At 67.5% G+C, this 16,582-nt stretch carries 19 protein-coding genes; 7 read left to right on the top strand and 12 right to left on the bottom strand.

Annotated elements, in window-relative coordinates; all coding sequences use genetic code 11:
* Positions 1-7: 7 nt before the first annotated feature.
* From FV217_RS15565 to FV217_RS23700, 3 genes are all read right to left on the bottom strand, one after another.
* A complete protein-coding gene (locus FV217_RS15565; protein ID WP_147818091.1) occupies positions 8-1,231 on the bottom strand; it encodes a glycosyltransferase family 4 protein in 1,224 nt (407 codons plus the stop codon).
* A gap of 207 nt (positions 1,232-1,438) precedes the next feature.
* On the bottom strand, positions 1,439-2,263 hold the full coding sequence (locus FV217_RS15560; protein ID WP_147818090.1) for a transglutaminase family protein: 825 nt from the start codon (positions 2,261-2,263) through the stop codon (positions 1,439-1,441).
* 184 nt (positions 2,264-2,447) lie between these two features.
* Complete coding sequence (locus tag FV217_RS23700; RefSeq protein ID WP_281407173.1) at positions 2,448-2,579, bottom strand: hypothetical protein; 132 nt, start codon at positions 2,577-2,579, stop codon at positions 2,448-2,450.
* A 421-nt stretch (positions 2,580-3,000) separates the two neighbouring features.
* Here FV217_RS23700 and FV217_RS15555 point away from each other — a divergent pair, with 421 nt between their 5' ends.
* Positions 3,001-3,423 carry an EVE domain-containing protein gene (locus tag FV217_RS15555; RefSeq protein ID WP_147818103.1) on the top strand — a complete coding sequence of 141 codons (423 nt, stop codon included), beginning with the start codon at positions 3,001-3,003 and terminating at the stop codon, positions 3,421-3,423.
* Positions 3,424-3,511: 88 nt separating this feature from the next.
* Complete coding sequence (locus tag FV217_RS15550) at positions 3,512-4,129, top strand: ParB-like protein (RefSeq protein WP_147818089.1); 618 nt, start codon at positions 3,512-3,514, stop codon at positions 4,127-4,129.
* Between the two features lie 10 nt (positions 4,130-4,139).
* On the opposite strand, the gene FV217_RS15545 is transcribed toward FV217_RS15550, so the two are convergent.
* Positions 4,140-4,625: a disulfide bond formation protein B gene (locus FV217_RS15545; RefSeq protein ID WP_147818088.1), complete on the bottom strand. Its 486-nt coding sequence runs from the start codon at positions 4,623-4,625 to the stop codon at positions 4,140-4,142.
* Complete coding sequence (locus FV217_RS15540; RefSeq protein ID WP_147818087.1) at positions 4,625-5,206, bottom strand: YqaA family protein; 582 nt, start codon at positions 5,204-5,206, stop codon at positions 4,625-4,627. The genes FV217_RS15545 and FV217_RS15540 overlap by 1 nt, the downstream gene beginning before the upstream one ends.
* A 188-nt stretch (positions 5,207-5,394) precedes the next feature.
* Here FV217_RS15540 and FV217_RS15535 point away from each other — a divergent pair, with 188 nt between their 5' ends.
* The gene (locus FV217_RS15535) at positions 5,395-6,678 is read left to right on the top strand and encodes a dicarboxylate/amino acid:cation symporter (RefSeq protein WP_147818086.1); all 1,284 of its coding nucleotides are present in this window, start codon (positions 5,395-5,397) and stop codon (positions 6,676-6,678) included.
* 32 nt (positions 6,679-6,710) lie between these two features.
* On the opposite strand, the gene FV217_RS15530 is transcribed toward FV217_RS15535, so the two are convergent.
* The 3 genes from FV217_RS15530 to glpD form a co-directional block, all read right to left on the bottom strand.
* Positions 6,711-7,442: an MIP/aquaporin family protein gene (locus FV217_RS15530; RefSeq protein WP_147818085.1), complete on the bottom strand. Its 732-nt coding sequence runs from the start codon at positions 7,440-7,442 to the stop codon at positions 6,711-6,713.
* Positions 7,443-7,531: 89 nt separating this feature from the next.
* Positions 7,532-9,037: a glycerol kinase GlpK gene (glpK, locus tag FV217_RS15525; RefSeq protein ID WP_147818084.1), complete on the bottom strand. Its 1,506-nt coding sequence runs from the start codon at positions 9,035-9,037 to the stop codon at positions 7,532-7,534.
* A 76-nt stretch (positions 9,038-9,113) separates the two neighbouring features.
* Positions 9,114-10,622: a glycerol-3-phosphate dehydrogenase gene (glpD, locus tag FV217_RS15520; protein WP_147818083.1), complete on the bottom strand. Its 1,509-nt coding sequence runs from the start codon at positions 10,620-10,622 to the stop codon at positions 9,114-9,116.
* Positions 10,623-10,831: 209 nt separating this feature from the next.
* Between glpD and FV217_RS15515 the strand changes: the two genes are divergently transcribed.
* Positions 10,832-11,086, top strand: a complete 255-nt coding sequence (locus FV217_RS15515) for a hypothetical protein (protein WP_147818082.1) — start codon at positions 10,832-10,834, stop codon at positions 11,084-11,086.
* Here FV217_RS15515 and FV217_RS15510 read toward each other — a convergent pair whose 3' ends face one another.
* Positions 11,087-11,953 carry a S49 family peptidase gene (locus tag FV217_RS15510; RefSeq protein ID WP_147818081.1) on the bottom strand — a complete coding sequence of 289 codons (867 nt, stop codon included), beginning with the start codon at positions 11,951-11,953 and terminating at the stop codon, positions 11,087-11,089.
* Positions 11,954-12,141: 188 nt separating this feature from the next.
* On the opposite strand from FV217_RS15510, the gene FV217_RS15505 reads away from it, so the two are divergent.
* A complete protein-coding gene (locus FV217_RS15505; protein ID WP_187272583.1) occupies positions 12,142-12,438 on the top strand; it encodes a hypothetical protein in 297 nt (98 codons plus the stop codon).
* 404 nt (positions 12,439-12,842) lie between these two features.
* On the top strand, positions 12,843-13,112 hold the full coding sequence (locus FV217_RS15500) for a hypothetical protein (RefSeq protein ID WP_210245143.1): 270 nt from the start codon (positions 12,843-12,845) through the stop codon (positions 13,110-13,112).
* A gap of 41 nt (positions 13,113-13,153) precedes the next feature.
* Here the strand turns inward: FV217_RS15500 and FV217_RS15495 are convergent, their stop codons facing one another.
* Both FV217_RS15495 and FV217_RS15490 read right to left on the bottom strand, forming a co-directional pair.
* A complete protein-coding gene (locus tag FV217_RS15495) occupies positions 13,154-13,909 on the bottom strand; it encodes a methyltransferase (RefSeq protein WP_147818079.1) in 756 nt (251 codons plus the stop codon).
* Positions 13,893-14,126, bottom strand: coding sequence for a DUF2007 domain-containing protein (locus FV217_RS15490; protein ID WP_147818078.1), 234 nt, complete (start codon positions 14,124-14,126; stop codon positions 13,893-13,895). The genes FV217_RS15495 and FV217_RS15490 overlap by 17 nt, the downstream gene beginning before the upstream one ends.
* 182 nt (positions 14,127-14,308) lie before the next feature.
* Between FV217_RS15490 and FV217_RS15485 the strand changes: the two genes are divergently transcribed.
* Positions 14,309-15,331, top strand: a complete 1,023-nt coding sequence (locus tag FV217_RS15485) for a polyprenyl synthetase family protein (RefSeq protein WP_238230672.1) — start codon at positions 14,309-14,311, stop codon at positions 15,329-15,331.
* Positions 15,332-15,503: 172 nt separating this feature from the next.
* Here FV217_RS15485 and FV217_RS15480 read toward each other — a convergent pair whose 3' ends face one another.
* Positions 15,504-16,379 carry a 4-(cytidine 5'-diphospho)-2-C-methyl-D-erythritol kinase gene (locus tag FV217_RS15480; protein ID WP_147818076.1) on the bottom strand — a complete coding sequence of 292 codons (876 nt, stop codon included), beginning with the start codon at positions 16,377-16,379 and terminating at the stop codon, positions 15,504-15,506.
* Positions 16,380-16,582: the final 203 nt, after the last annotated feature.

Here is a 16,582-nt window from a genome sequence, read left to right as displayed (position 1 = left end):
GCGTCGATCAGGCCGATTTCGATGCAATCTGGACCGGCGCGGAGCGGGCCGGCAGCGACTGCGGCATACGGACGGCGGCGGCCGCGGCGTATCCCGACAGCACGTCCGCTCCCATTTTCGTCATCGAGAAGCGCGCCTGGACCGACAGGCTGAGCTCCGAGAACAGTGCGTCGCGGGATTCCGGAGTCATATCGAGAACCCTGGCGATCGCCGTGGCGAGCGCAACGGCGTCGCGCGCGGGAACGAGGTCGGAGGCTCTCGGGCCGAAGATCTCGGGAATGCCGCCGACATCGGTCGCGACGAGCGGCTGCCGCGCGGCGGCGGCCTCGAGCACGACGTAGGGCAATGACTCGGCCAGCGAGGGGACGACCATGACCCGCCCGCGGGCGAGCGCCGGGCGTATCGGCTGCGGCGGCTCGAAGGTCACGGCATCGGCGAGGCCGAGCCGCGCGGCCTGGGCCTGCAACCTCTCGGCATCCGGGCCGGAGCCGACCATGAGCAGGCTGAGCGGCCGCCCTTGGGCGTGCAGGGCCGCGAGCGCGTCGAGCAGCCAGGGGATTCCCTTCGCTTCGCGAAGCTCGCCGACATAGACGAGATCGTACGGCGCGTCCGCCGCGACGATCGGCACGAACTCGGCCTCGCCGAGGCCGTTCTGCACGATGCGCATCTGGCACCGGGGCTCGCCGACGAAGGCGCGGTGGCGCGCGGCGACATAGGCGCTCTCGAACAGGAATACGTCGGTGCGTCTGGCGAGGACGCCTTCGGCCGCCATGTAGGCCCGATGCAAGAGGCTGCCCGGCCGGTAATTGTAGCTGCCGCCATGGGGGGTGTAGGCCCGGATCGGAGCCGGCAGGGCCTCGTCGGCACGTACGGGAGCGAGGCGTGCATAGATGCCGCCTTTCGCGCCATGGCCGTGCAGCACCGTCGCGCGCAGGCGCTCGGCAAGCCCGCGTACCGCGGTCAGGGCAGCGAGGTCGGAGACATGCGGGTTTCGCCGCATCGGAAACCGGTTCACGCCGAGCGCCAGCCACGGCATCAGATCCCGGAGCGCCTGCTCGGCACGCGGACCGCCGGTAGAGGAATCGCAGACGATCCCGACCTTGTGGCCCGCTTCGCTCTGCAGCCGCGCCAGGTCGGCCACGTGCCGGAACAGGCCGCCGATCGGCGCACGGAACACGTGCAGGATCCGGTCGGCCTGTGCGGCTCTGGATGGACGGGCGGACGCAACCACGGCGGGCTTCCCTCATCGACGGCCATGGGCCGATCCTGAGGTTGTGCGGCGTGAGACGTGGGGACGCGGTTAAGAATGCCGGCGCCCGATGCGTCGGGCGCCCGGCTTCGACGGCCTTTCCGAAACCACGGTAAGCGCAGGACTAACGGTGCGCGGACGGTTGTCCGAAAAGCGCACCGGTCCGCCGGCCGTGATCCTGCCGCTGGATCACACCGGGCCTATGTCGGGCGCCTCTTCCGTCGTCACGACGAAATCGACGAGCGCGTTCGGGCCGAAGGTGAGCGTCAACGGCACGTCGGCTGCGTCGCGCCCGTAGGCGATCAGGATCCGGCCGATGCGTGGGCTGTTGTTGCGCGGGTCGAACATCTGCCAGCGGCCGCCGATGAAGACCTCCATCCACGCCGCGAAATCCCCGGGCGCGTGCGGCAACGGCAGGCCGATGTCGCTGACGTAGCCGGTGCAGTAGCGGGCCGGGATGTTGAGGCAGCGGCAAAAGGCGATGGCGAGGTGCGCGTAGTCGCGGCAGACGCCGCGCTGCTCCTCGAAGACTTCGGCGGCGGTGCGCGTCGGCCGCGAATGCTCGTAGCCGAAGGTGATCCGGTTGTGGACGTAGTCGCAGATCGCCTGCACCCGCGACCAGCCGGGCGTCAGATGCCCGAAGAGATCCCAGGCGATGTTCGAGAGCCGGTCCGTCTCGCAATAGCGGCTGCCCAACAGGAACAGCAGCGTATCGGTCGGCAGCATGGAGGCGACGGCTTCGGTCGCGCTCGTGTCCGGCGGCGCGTCGCTCTCGCTGTGATCGCGCACGACCGTGTCGGTCTTCAGCGTCATGCGGCCGGCCGGTGCGACGAGGCGCATGCACCAGTTGCCGAAGCTGTCGCGGTAGCCCTCCAGCGGCACCGCCGGAATCGTCAGCAGATAATCCGGCCGTTCGAGGTCCGAGAACCGCGAGGAATGGACGTTGAGCATCGCAATGACGGTCGTCGGATACTGGAATTCGTAGGTCATCTCACAGCCGACGAGAATACGCATTCGCTCTTTCCAAAAACGAGATTTCGACAATGTCGGTGAGGTTGCATGCAAGCGGCGCACCAGTGCCGATAAAAGCGCGCATTCATGCGAACGCCATCGATCTCACGGCGGACGCCGATCGGCCGACCGGGAGCACAGGCCCACCGGTCGGACCGACGGCCGGGCCTCTTACTTGCGCCCCGAGTTATTTGCGCCCAGAGGCCTTCACGGCATCGCTGACGATGTTTTTCGTCGATGGCGCGGCGGCATTCGTCTTCACGACCGCCTTCTTGGGCTTCTTCGTCTCGCGGCTTCCGCGCTGCTTTTCGCTGGCCATGGTGGTCTCTCCCGAGTGTCCGGTTGACGTGACGATCGAAGCACGGCGAACGAAACGGCCGCCGATCGCTCCGGGGCGGTCGCAGGGCGTTTCCTTCGACGACGGGGCGCAGCAGATCACGACGCAAGGCAGCGGGAAGGCCGTACGGCCGACACCGGAAGCGCGCTGCGACGACGATCAGATCGAGAGGAGGGTCGCCACGCGTCTGCCCGGTTCCTGCAGGCGGGGGCACACGCGGCCCTCAGCCACCGGAGCCTGTGGTGCCCGTCCGGTGATGATCGAGATTGCGCCGCTTCGGCCGCGAAAGATAGTCCTCCCGACGACGCGCCTGCCCGGACCGGAGCGCCGCTGCGCGCAGGCGCTTCCGAGGTAGCGTGCCGCCGTGTAGACGATCCGGCATCGCGTGCGGAGCCCGATCACGATGGCGTACTGGCTGTTCAAGTCCGAGCCCTCCACCTGGTCCTGGGACATGCAGGTCGCGTCCGGGGAGCATGGCACGGAGTGGACCGGGGTGCGCAACCATCTGGCCAAGAACCAGATGCAGGCGATGGAGGTCGGCGAGCGCGGCTTCTTCTACCACTCGAACGAGGGCAAGGCCGTCGTCGGCATCGTGGAAGTGGTCAAGCCGTATCACCCCGACCACACCGACGCGTCGGGCCGGTTCGGCATGGTCGACATCAAGGCGGTGAAGCCGCTGCGAACACCCGTGACCCTCGATGCGATCAAGGCCGTCCCGCGACTGAAGGACATGGTGCTCGTCAACAATTCGCGTCTGTCCGTACAGCCGGTGGCGGAGGCCGAGTGGGTCTTGATCTGCGAGATGGGCGGATTGGCCGACGGCTGACGTCGCACGAACGTGAAACGCGCCGGCTTGCGTTTCGCCGGAATCCGGCGCTGGCCTCCGCGCCACTGACGATCCCGGAGACAATTCCATGGCGCCTCGTGAACCCCTGCTCAAGCCGGTACCCATCTCCGAGCTTCGCCCCACGCAGATGACCGTCGGCTTCCGCGAGGTCGAGGAGAAGCGCAAGCGCTGGCGCGAGCACGACCCGGACAAGCGTGCCGCCTTCCTCGGCTCGCACATGATCCCGGTGCTCCTCGGGCCAAAGAAACGCCACTACGTCATCGACCATCACCATCTCGCCCGCGCGCTGCAGGAGGAGGGGGTGGAGAACGTGGCGGTCACGGTCGTCGCCGACCTGCACGCCCTCGACAAGGACGCCTTCTGGACGGTGGCCGACCACAAGGCCTGGGTTCATCCCTACGACGCGAGCGGCGTCCGCGCCGGCTTCTCCGACGTCCCCAAAACGATCGCGGACCTCGCCGACGATCCGTTCCGCAGCCTCGCCGGCGAGCTGCGGCGCGCGGGCGGCTTCGCCAAGGACACCACGCCGTTCAGCGAGTTCCTCTGGGCGGATTTCCTGCGGCGCCGAATCAAGCGGAAGGCCGTCGATCAGGATTTCACGGCCGCGCTCGAAGAGGCGCTCGGCCTCGCGAAGTCGCTGGATGCCGGGTATCTGCCGGGATGGTGCGGGCCGGTTCCCGGCTGACGCGAACGCCTTACTTCGAAACCGCGGCGCTGCCGGCGATCGAGGCCAGTAGGAACGCGAGCAACGCGTTCCATCCGGCGAGCGAGACGCCCAGAAAGCGCCAGGCCGCCTTGGTGCAGTCCACCGTCTGCTTGAAGGCGAGATCCTTCAGGAAGTCGCCGACATCGGCCGGCCCGGCGCCGGAGCCGCCGCCGCAATCGCTCGGACCGGGCCAGAACCCCCACTCCGCACCGGCATGGTAGACGCCGAGCCCGGCGCCGTAGAGCAGCACCAGGGCGATCAGGCCGAGGATCAGCCGACCGCCACGTCCGGGCACGACGTAGGCGAGCGGCGCCAGCAGGATGGCGAGGTAGTAGGGCACGCGCTCCGTCAGGCAGAGCTTGCACGGGACGTAGCCGAGCCCATGCTCGAAGAAGAGCGCACCGCCGACCGTCAGCGCCGCGCCGACGAGGACGACGAGGGCCGCGTTGCGGGGACGCTGCAGGGTCGCGCGCATCAAAGCATCGCCTTGAACGCGACGAAGCCGAGGATGACGACCGCCGCGAACAAGGCCACGGCGACGTTGAGATGCCGGTCGAGTACGGCGCGGATCGAGACGCCGTAGCGTCCGAGCAGGCCGGCCAGGATGAAGAATCGCGCGCCGCGCGTGATCGCCGAGAGCAGAACGAACCAGAACAGATCGTAATGGGCGAAGCCCGAGGTGATGGTCACGAGCTTGTAGGGGATCGGCGTCAGCCCCTTCAGCAGGATCACCCAGTGCCCGTACTTGGCGTAGGAGGCCTGAAACGTCTCGGCCTTGTCCGCGAGGCCGTAGAGGTTGAACAGCCACTGCCCGACGGAGTCGAACAGCAGAGCACCGATGGCATAGCCGAGGATGCCCCCGAGCACCGAGGCCACCGTAGCGATCGCCGCGTAGAACCAGACCTTCTCCGGCCGGCTCACCGCCATCGGCACCAGCATCGCATCGGGCGGGACGGGAAAGAACGAACTTTCCGCGAACGCCACCGCCGCGAGCGCCCAGGGTGCCGAGGGCTTGGCGGCGAGCGCGAGTATCCACTCGTAGAGGCGGCGGATCATGAAATCTGGTCCGTTCGAGAGAAGCGGGGCCTTTTGAGCACAGCCGGGCCGGAGAGGCGAGGGGCGGACCCGTGCGGCCGGCTACGATCCCCGGCGGGCAGCGATCCCGGGCGTCGCGGCACCGGCCTCTTGCGCCCGGTCCGCTTCGTGCCTCAGAACTCGGCGGACATGATGGCGGGGAGAGGCACGTGAGCGGCAACCGGCTGACGACGCTGATCTTCATCGGCATGCTGCTCGGTATCCTCGTCGGATACGTCTGCAGCATCACCTGGACCGATCCCGAGACCGCCAAGGAGATCGCCGGCTACATCGCCCTGGTGAGCGACATCTTCCTGCGGCTGATCAAGATGATCATCGCGCCGCTGGTGTTCTCGACCCTCGTCGTCGGCATCGCGCATATGGGCGACACCGCCTCCGTCGGCCGCGTCGGCGGCAAGGCGCTGATCTGGTTCCTCGGCGCCTCGCTCTGCTCGCTGATGCTCGGGCTGGTCATGGTCAACCTGCTCCAGCCCGGGCACAGCCTCGATCTGCCGCTGCCCGACGTCCATTCCGGCAACGGGGTCAAGACCGCGTCGCTCTCGCTGAAGGAGTTCGTCACCCACCTCGTGCCCAAGAGCGCCGTGGAAGCGATGGCGAACAACGAGATCCTTCAGATCGTGGTGTTCTCGATCTTCTTCGGGGTGGCACTGGCCGCCATCGGTGAAAAGGGCCGGCCGCTGGCGCAGGGTGTCGAGGCGCTCGCCGAGGTGATGCTCAAGGTCACCGGCTACGTGATGAATTTCGCGCCGTTCGCCGTGTTCGCGGCCATCGCGGCGACGATCACCACGCAGGGCATCGGCGTGCTCGCGACCTACGGTCTGTTCCTCGTCGAGTTCTACCTCAGCCTCGGCGTGCTCTGGTGCGTGCTGCTGTTCGTGGGATTCCTGCTGGTCGGTGCGAGCGGCATCGTGCGGCTGGTCAACCTGATCAAGGAACCCTTCGTGCTCGCCTTCTCGACGGCGTCAAGCGAGGCGGCCTATCCGAAGACCCTGTCGAACCTCGAAAAATTCGGCGTGCCGAACCGCATCACCTCGTTCGTGCTGCCGATGGGCTACTCGTTCAACCTCGACGGCTCGATGATGTACTGCACCTTCGCGGTGCTGTTCATCGCCCAGGCCTACGACATCACCTTGAGCTGGAGCCAGCAGATCACGATGCTGCTTCTGCTGATGGTGACCTCGAAGGGCATGGCCGGCGTGCCGCGGGCCTCCCTCGTCGTGATCTCGGCCACGCTCGCCCATTTCAACATTCCCGAGGCGGGGCTGCTGCTGATCATCGGCATCGACCAGTTCCTGGACATGGGCCGCTCGGCCACCAACGTCCTCGGCAACAGCGTCGCCACCGTCGCCGTCGCGAAGTGGGAGGGCCAGCTCGCGACGACCGACCAGACGCTGGGCCATGCGGTTGCGCCCGCTCCGTCGCCGGCCGAATAATAGCGGATTCTGGCGGCCGGCTCCCAGTCGGCTCAGATCCCGACCGCCACCACGAACAGCGCGGCGACGGCGGCGCCGATCACCGGCCCCGCCACCGGTATCCAGGCATAGCCCCAGTCCGAGCCGCCCTTTCCGGCAACCGGCAGAACGGCATGGGCGATGCGCGGGCCGAGATCGCGGGCGGGGTTGATCGCGTAGCCGGTGGGACCGCCCAGCGAGAGGCCGATACCCCACACCATCACGCCGATGATGTACGGCGCCACGCCCGTCGGGAACGGACCCGCGGCACCCACCGCCTTCGAGACGATCGCGTCGATCACCAGGATCAGCACGAAGGTCGCGATGATCTCCGACAGCAGGTTCGCCTTGGTGTCCCGGATCGCCGGGCCGGTGCAGAAGCAGGCGAGCTTCAGGCGCTTGTCCTCGGTCGCTGCCCAATGCGGCAGGTAATGCAGCCAGACGATCGTGGCGCCGAGGAAGGCGCCGATCATCTGCGCGGGAATGTAAACGCCGAGCTTGCCAAGGTCTCCGGTGGCGACCGCGGCAGCCAGCGTGACCGCCGGGTTGATGTGCCCGTCCGGGCTGCCGGTCGCGGTGGCCACGAAGATCCCGGCGATGGTGCCGAAGCACCAGCTCGCGGTGATGCCGACCCAGCCCATGTTCTCGCCCTTCGACTTCGCCAACAGCGCGCCCGCCACGACGCCGTCGCCGAAGATGATCAGGATCATCGTGCCCAAGAGTTCGCCCAGGAATGGCGAGGTCATCGGTGTCCTCCCTGTCGCGCGGTCTTTTGGTGGTTCGGTGGGGTGCGCATTCCCGGGTCAGAGGTCGTCGTATGGACGGCGGACAGGACTCAATCGGCGTCGGTCTTCCAGTCGAACGAGCGCTTCACCGCCCGTCCCCAGGCCGCATAGATCTTCTTGCGCTGAGCCGTATCCATTTGCGGCTCCCAACGGTGATCGACGCTCCAGTTCCGCTTGAGGTCGTCGAGGTCCCGCCAGTAGCCGGTGGCGAGGCCGGCTGCGTACGCGGCGCCCAGCGCCGTGGTCTCGGTCACCTTCGGGCGCACCACCGGCACGTCGAGGATATCGGCCTGAAACTGCATCAGCGTGTCGTTGGCGACCATGCCGCCATCCGAGCGCAGCTCCTTCACGGCGATCCCGGAATCCGTCTCCATCGCCTCCAGCACCTCCTTGGTCTGGAAGGCAGTTGCCTCCAGCACCGAGCGGGCGATGTGACCCTTATTGATGTAGCGGGTGAGCCCGATGATCAGGCCGCGCGCGGCGTCGTTCCAGTGCGGCGCGTACAGGCCCGAGAAGGCTGGGACGAAGTAGACGCCGCCGTTGTCCTCGACGGTGGCCGCCAGCGTCTCGACCTCTGCGCTCTCCTTGATCATCCCGAGATTGTCGCGCAGCCACTGCACCAGCGACCCGGTGACGGCGATCGAGCCCTCCAGCGCATAGACGGGCTTACCGCCGTCGAGCCGGTAGGCGAGCGTCGTGACGAGGCCGGCTTTGGAGGGCACGGGCGTCTCGCCGGTGTTCATCAGCGCGAAGCAGCCGGTGCCGTAGGTGTTCTTGGCCTCGCCCGGCGTGAAGCAGGTCTGGCCGAACAAAGCCGCCTGCTGGTCGCCCAAAATGCCGGCGATCGGCACGCCCGCGAACGGCGCCTTGGTCTCGCCGTAGAGCTCGCTCGACGAGACGATCTTCGGCAGCATCGCGCGGGGGATTTCGAAGGCCTTCAGCATGCCCTCGTCCCAGTCGAGGGTCTCCAACGACATCAGCTGCGTGCGGCTGGCATTGGTCACATCGGTCAAGTGCAGGCCGCCGTCGACGCCGCCGGTGAGGTTCCAGACCAACCAGCTGTCGATGTTGCCGAACAGGACGTCGCCGGCCTCGGCCTTCTCCCTGGCGCCCTTCACGTTGTCGAGCAGCCAGCGCAGCTTGAGCCCCGAGAAGTAGCTCGCCAGAGGTAGCCCGGTGACGTCGCGAAAACGGTTGGTGCCGCCGTCCTTGGCGAACTCGGCGACGAGGCGGTCGTTGCGGGTGTCCTGCCAGACCAACGCGTTGTGCAGCGGCTCGCCGGTCGTCTTGTCCCAGATCAGCGTGGTCTCGCGCTGGTTGGTGATGCCGATGGCGACGAGATCCTTCGGCTTGAGATCGGCCTTTTCCAGGGCCCTCTTCATGACCTTGCGGGTCTTCTTCCAGATCTCCTTCGGGTCGTGCTCGACCTGGCCCGGACGCGGAAAGAGCTGCTCGTGCTCCTCCTGGGCCACGGACACCACGGTGCCCTTGCGGTCGAACACGATGAAGCGGCTCGAAGTGGTGCCCTGGTCGATCGCACCGACGTAACGGCTCATGGCTCATCCCTCCCTGGGATTTTTTGTGAGTCTTTGGCGCTGCCGATCTTGTGCCGGTCGGCGCCCTCGAGTCGGATCATGCGGCCTTGGCCCTCTTACCGTCGAGATAGGCCTGCAGCCGGGCTTCGCTCTCGGGACTGGTGCGCAGACCGAGCTTCGAGCGGCGCCAGAGGATGTCGTGGGCGGTGACGACCCATTCCCGGTCGCGCAGATAATCGACCTCGCGAGCGGTGAGGCCGCCGTCGAAACCTTCGCCGAGATCGGCGAGCGACTGGGCACCCTTCAGGATGTCGCGCGCCCGGGTGCCGTAGGCCCGCGCGAGACGTCGTGCCGTTTCAGGCGGCACAAACGGCTTCTCGGCCTGTAGGGTGAGCAGGAAAGAATCGAAATCGGCGTCCGGCATATTGCCGCCCGGCAGGATCGCGTCGGCCGTCCAGGCCGGCTTCAAGTCCGAAAAGAACGGCTCGAGTTTTTCGAGGGCGTGCTCGGCGAGACGCCGATAGGTGGTGATCTTGCCGCCGAAGACAGAGAGTACGGGCAGCGCGCCGCCCTGGTCGGAGACGTCGAGCACGTAGTCGCGGGTCACGGCCGAGGCGTTGGCGGCGGCATCGTCGTAGAGCGGGCGCACGCCCGAATAGCTCCAGACCACGTCCCCCGGCCCGATACTCTTCGTAAATGACCGGTTGATGCAGTCGCAGAGGTAACTGGTTTCCTCGTCGGAGATCGTCACGGCACCGGGTTCGTTCTCGTACGGGACGTCCGTGGTGCCGATCAGCGTGAAGTCGCGCTCGTAGGGAATCGCGAAGACGATGCGCTGGTCGGGCTGCTGCAGGATGTAGGCCTGCTCGCCCTCGAACAGGCGCTTCACCACGATGTGGCTGCCCTTGATCAGGCGCACGGCCGAGCGGCTGTTGATGCCGAGCGTCTCGCCGAGCGTCTCGCTGACCCAGGGGCCGGCGGCATTGACGACCGCCTTGGCGCGCACCGTCTCCGATGTGCCCGTCCGCTCGTCGCGCAGGCTCGCGACCCAGGCCCCGTCCTCGCGGCGGGCGGAGGCGACGCCGGTGCGGGTGCGGATCTCGGCGCCGCGCGCCTGTGCATCCATGGCGTTGAGCACGACGAGCCGGCTGTCCTCGACCCAGCAGTCCGAATAGACGAAGCCCTTGGTCAGCCGCTGCTGCAGCGGCGCACCCATCGGCGATGTTCGCAAGCGAACCGAAGCCGAACCCGGCAGCGTGCGCAGTCGTGCGAGATGATCGTAGAGAAAAAGGCCGACGCGCAGCATCCAGGCCGGCCGCAAGCCCTCGTCGTGCGGCAGCACGAAGCGCAGCGGCCAGATGATGTGCGGCGCGAGCTTGAGAAGCCGCTCACGCTCGGCCAGCGCCTCGCGGACGAGCCGGAACTCGTAATATTCGAGATAACGCAGGCCGCCGTGGATCAGCTTGGTGCTGGACGACGAGGTGAATTCGGCGAGATCGCCTCGCTCGCAGAGCAGGACCTTGAGACCGCGACCAGCGGCATCGCGCGCGATGCCGGCACCGTTGATGCCGCCGCCGATGACGAGCAGATCGTAGACAGGCTGCACGGTGGACTCCGTCGCGACATGGGATTCGATCGGACTTTCCCAAGCAGCATAACCGAAGCGCACCATCCGAGGCGGAATCGGTGCGGACCTGCACATCCGTTCCGTTCAAATCTGCTGACACTGGAACCAGCAGCCGACTGCCAAGTTTACGCAGCAATCGAACGGTCAAGCTCCACCCGAGGGTGGACGAACACTCAGGCAGACACGCCATGCGCAAGGGTTTCACTGTTTTCGCCGCCCTCGTCGCCACCTCCCTCGTCGCGACGCCGATGGTGATCGGCGCGACCCAAGCCTTCGCCACGGCCGATCCGGCGGACATCGTCACGCAGGCCGTCGCCGTCGCACCGGTCGAGGTCGCACCGGTGGCCACTGCAGCCGGACCCGAGACCTGCGCGAAAAAAGTCCGCGTGGTCTACAGCGGCTATGCCCCGACCGCTGCCGGTTGCCTCACGGCGGCCCGCTGATCAGAGCCCGAAGCGCGCCCAGGCGGCGCGCTCCTCGATCGCCGCGATCCAGGCATCGGGAATGCCGGCCGCCGTGCTGCCCGGGCCGGCCCGGCGCAGCAGGCGGGCAATGATCGACCCCTTGGCTTCGGCGACGAGCCTGAGTTCGACCTTCTCGCCGAAACGCGCCCGCATGGTGCCGCGCAGGTCGCCGACGGCATCGACGAGCCCGATCGCCAGCGCCTGACGCCCACTCCACACGGCGCCCGTGAACAAGTTCTGGCCCACTGGCAGTTTCGGGCGGCGCTCGGTGACGAGGCCCGTGAACAGATCCTGGATGTCGGCCTGGATCGCCTTCAGGCGCTCGACGTCGGCGGGGTCCTCGGGTCGGAACGGATCGAGCATCGCCTTCGCTTCGCCCTGTGTGTGGACGCGCCGCTCGACGCCGATGCGCTCGATCAGCTTGTCGAAGCCGAAGCCAGCCGAGACCACGCCGATCGAGCCGACGAGCGAGGCCGGATCGGCGACGATCTCGTCGGCGGCGCAGGCGATCATGTAGCCGCCGCTCGCGGCGGCATCCTCCACGAAGGCGAAGACCGGCAGCGTCTTCTCGGCGGCCAGCGCGCGGATGCGCCGATAGATCAGATGCGACTGCGCTGCGGAGCCGCCCGGCGAGTTGATGATCAACGCCACCGCGCAGATGCGCGGCATGGAAAAGGCGCGTTCCAGGCTCGTCGCCAAGCTGCCGATCGAGAGTCCCGGCCGCAACGGCGACACCGCCCCGATCGCCCCGTTCAGCCGCAGCACGGCGACGCGTGGCGGCGTCTGACGCCAACGCGCAGGAAGAAACCGGCGCAGGCCGTCGGTGATCGCGGTGGTGCTCGGCATCGTCGCTGGCGTCCGGGAAGCGGGCTGGGGGCGTCCTGCGTAAAGCGCATGGCGCGATCACGCTATCGCGAACCGTCACCGACGAACCGTTTCGGCCTCAGCGTCGTTTCCCTGACCCGCCACCGCGATCCGTCCTCGCGGCCGGGTTGCGTATGATGGGCGGAGGGAAGCGGGAGGAGTTCAAGCGGATGCGTATGTTTCGGTGGATGATCGTGGCGTTTGCGATGCTTGGCGGCGCAGTCGGAATCTCGGCTGCTGCCCATGCGGCGCCGCTGCCGGCGACGGAGATCGTCGGCGGCAGCGTCGAAGGCGCGACGGTGTCGAAAGCCTATTACTACGGACGGCGCGGCTTCTACGGCGGCCGGCGCTTCGGTTACGGACGGCCGTTCTATCGCCGCCCGTTCTATGGCTATCGCCGGCCCTACTATCGCCGTCCGTTCTACGGCTATCGCCGGCCCTATTACGGTCGTCGGTTCTTCTACTGATCGACAGCCCGGGCCGGCCCCGGCCGCTCCGGGTCGAGCCATCTTTCGAATGTGGAGGGCGCCCTTGTCGGCGCCCTCCTTTTTTTTATGAAGGTCCGTGCCCATCGGTCATTTCCGTGATCGGCGGCCGGCCTCACGGCATGAACCGATCGAGATCCGGCAGCAGCACTCTGCTCGCGAACGATTTCAGCAAGTCTATTTCGTTTCGACGGTACTTGCGGCCAATTCTGCGCCTCGTGCACGCCGACTACGTGGTCCAACCCCATCGAAATAAGAATTCGCACAAATCGACGATTTTCATTGAGTGTTGTTTGTGAATCATATGCGCGTGTCGAGTCGCGATCCGTCCACGCGCCACGACCGTGCACACGGGGCGGCAAACTCAACGGAGGAAGCGAGGCGACATGCGTGGCTTACGTTTGATGATTCTGATCATCGGTTTGCTCGGAGGCGCGATCGGCCTCAGTGCGACCGTCCACGCGGCGCCGGTGCCGATCTCCGCAATCGTCGCCGAAACCAGCCCGTCTCCAAGCGTCGACAAGGCCTATTATTATTTCGTTCGCCGCAGGTACTACCGGCCGCGCTATTATCGTCCGCGCTACTACTATCGCCCGCGTTATTATCGGCGCCACTACTACCGGCCGCGGTACTACCGTCGGCGGTTTTTCTTTTGAGTTCGAAGACGACGAAAGGAGCGCTTTTCGAGCGCTCCTTCTCATGACGGAGGCGGCTCACCCCGATGCATCGCATCGGCCTCGGCAGTGAACCGGCCGGAGGCGTCCTGCAGAATCATCGGGGCCAGCAGCGAGAACGGCCCCCTGCTACCTTTCACGGCACTGATCAGCACCCGGATCGCCGGGCGTTCGGCGCTGGCGTGAACGGGGCGGACCGTGATGCCCCCGAACCGGTTGCGCAAGCCGTCGAGGCAGATCGGCAGGCAGTCGGCCCGATGGATCAGGCCGAGGCGGCCGCCGGGCCGCAGCAGATCGGCACACGTGCGCAGCCAACAGTCCAGGCCATCGCCGACGAAGGTATGGGCGGAGGCTCTGGCCGCGATCGGGGAGGGGCGGTGGCTCGTCGGCTCGAAGAAGGGTGGGTTCGTCACCAGGATATCGGCGAGATCCGAGGTAAGGCCCGCCGCGCGCCGACGTGCTCCCGGCGCCAGCACGTCGGCTTCGACCACCTCGACGCGGTCCGCGAAACCGTTCGCACGAACGTTCTCGCGCGCCAGTTCCGCGACCGCATCGTCTCGTTCGACCAGCACAACGCGGCAAGACGGATACAGGCTCGCATAGGCGAGGCCGATGGCACCGGTGCCCGCTCCGAGGTCGCAGACCACATCGTCCGGCCCCGGCTCGAACAGGCGGGCCAGCAGCACCGCGTCGGTCCCCGCGCGATGTCCGCCACGCGGCTGCTGGCGCAGGCGCAGACGGCCGCCGAGCCAGAGGTCCGGCTCAGCGGGCTCCGGCATCGCGAAGTTCCGCGGCGAGCCCCGCATCGGTGAGGATGCGCCGCGCCTGCCGGCCGAGATCGTCGGGGACGAGCAGACGGCGCCCGAAAGCGCCGATCGAGCCCTCCATCAGGCTCATGTGCTCGTCGGCGACGAGAACGGGGATGTCGGCCCCTTCGAGCAGCGAACGCGCGAATCCGATCAGGACGATGTCGTTGGTGCGGATCAGCTCGATCACGGGCGCGCGGCCATCCCTGAGGTTCCAACCTGCTCTAACACCCCGTCAGCCGCCGCGCACGGTCGTCCCAGCCAGCCATGCGACGGCGCGCGTGTTGCGAGGCAGCACGTCGCGTGCGAAGGGGTCGCTTTCCTCCGGGCGCGGGCTCGAACCGCGCGGACATGCTGGCAGGCAGGTGCGCATTGGGCGTCGTCGTTTCCCTCGATGAGAGCCGCTCCGATCCGGAAAGCTCCCTGAACGATCTCTTGGCCCTGGTTGCCGGGGGGATGGAGCGGGTCAACGCGACGATCCTGTCGCGGACCGGCTCGGCCGTCACCATGATCCCCGAGGTGGCGCAGCACCTGATCGCCTCCGGAGGCAAGCGCCTGCGGCCGATCCTGACCCTCGCGAGCGCCGACCTCTGCGGCTACGGCAGCGACGACGGCGCCGTGAAGCTCGCGGCCAGCGTCGAGTTCATGCACACGGCGACACTGCTGCACGACGATGTCGTGGACGAGAGCGACATGCGGCGCGGTCGCGTCGCCGCCCGCATCAAGTGGGGCAACGAGGCGAGCGTCCTCGTCGGCGACTTCCTGCTGGGGCAGGCCTTCCGGATGATGGTGGAGGTCGGGTCGCTCCGAGCCCTCGACATCCTGTCCGCGGCCGCCACGGTGATCGCCGAAGGCGAGGTGATGCAGCTCACCGCCGCCAAGAACACCGAGACCTCGGAGGACGAGTACCTTGCCGTGATCCGCGCCAAGACCGCCGAGCTCTTCGCTGCGGCCTGCGAAGTCGGCCCAGTGCTGGCCGAGCGTCCGCGGGCGGAGCAGGCCGCCTGCCGATCCTACGGAATGAATCTCGGCATCGCCTTCCAGCTCGTCGACGACGTGCTCGATTACGGAGGCACCAGCGCCAGCCTCGGCAAGAACGTCGGCGACGATTTTCGCGAGGGCAAGATCACCCTTCCGATCGTGCTCGCCTTCCGCCGCGGCACGGACGAGGAGCGCGCTTTTTGGCGACGCACGCTGCAGGATGGCCAGCTCGAAGACGGCGACCTCGAGACGGCCCTCACCATCCTGCGCCGCCACCGCGCGTTGGAGGACACCACCGAGCGCGCACGCCACTACGGCGCCATGGCCCGCGACGCGCTGGCGCTGTTTCCCAACGGTCCGATGAAGTCGGCGCTGCTGCAGGTCGTGGATTTCTGCATCGCCCGGGCGCACTGACCCGCCCTCTAATCCGAGCATCGGCCTTGCCGAGGGCTGCCGGCCTGTTCTCGGGCCGGTGCCCTAAAGCGGGCTGCGAAAAAGTGGCACCGGTTTTTCGCAGCCTACTCTAAACCTTTGAATCGATCACGTTTTCTGCGTTTTGATCGATTCGATCAAAACGCAGCGTGATCTAGCTCAGCGTCGTCGGCTCGACCCACCAGCCGGGCCGAAGGGCGTGGATCGCCTCCGCAGCGCGCGCGGCCGCACCATCGTCCGAAAAGATCGCGAACACCGTGGCACCCGAGCCCGACATCCGCGCGAGGCGGCAGCCCGGCTGATCGCGCAGGGCACCGAGCGCGTCGCCGATCACCGGCGCCACGGTGAGGGCAGGGGCTTCCAGGTCGTTGCGGGCCGGCGCGATCGCGGCGAGGACCGCGTCGGCATCGAGATTGCTCCAGACCGCCGGATGCCCAGCCCCCGGCAGCGTTTGACCGACTGCCAGTCCGAGCGCCTTGAACACCGGCGCGGTCGTCACCGGCACGCCGGGATTGATCAGCAGCGCCGGAAGCGGGGCAAGTCCGAGGACAGGCCCGATCTCTTCGCCGGCCCCACACATCATCCGCGCCCGCGGATCGAGGCAGACCGGCACGTCGGCGCCGGCCGAACGGGCGGCTGCGACGATCGCGGGATGATCGAGGGGCAGATCGTTGAGCTGCGCCAGCAGCCGCAGGGCAGCCGCCGCATCGGACGAGCCACCGCCAATCCCGGCGGCCACGGGAAGGCGTTTTTCGAGCCTGAACGCACCGACCCGCAACGACGACACGCGTGCGGCGAGGTCGCGAGCCGCACGCAGCACGAGGTTGTCGTCGGTCGGCCCGACGGTGCCCGCCGTCGGGCCGAACACGTCGAGGCCCAGGGCTTCGCCCGGCTCCAGCGTCAGCGTGTCGCCGATGCCGGCGAAGGCGACGAGGCTTTCGAGCGCGTGATAGCCGTCACCCGGCCGCCGTCCGAGGACGTGGAGGGTCAGGTTGATCTTGGCCGGAGCGAGGGTGGTGAGCGTTGTCACTGATCTTTACTGCAGCGTCTCGCGATGAAGCGCGGCCATAGGCGACCGCGGTCGAGGCTGCAAGCAGATGGCCAAACGCGGACCTAACCGCCCGGCTTCTTGTCCGCCGCGCCCGGAGGCTCGCTCGGCGCCGGCGCGCCCTTGGGGAGCTCCGGGTTCTCGGCGTTGTGCGGCGCGGCCACGGGGGCCGGCGTGGGCTCGGC

The sequence above is a fragment of the Methylobacterium sp. WL9 genome (assembly GCF_008040035.1).
In the GTDB taxonomy this organism is placed as follows: Bacteria; Pseudomonadota; Alphaproteobacteria; order Rhizobiales; family Beijerinckiaceae; genus Methylobacterium; species Methylobacterium thuringiense.
Note: the sequence above shows the minus strand (reverse complement) of the source record. Positions and strands in the feature narration are given on the sequence as shown.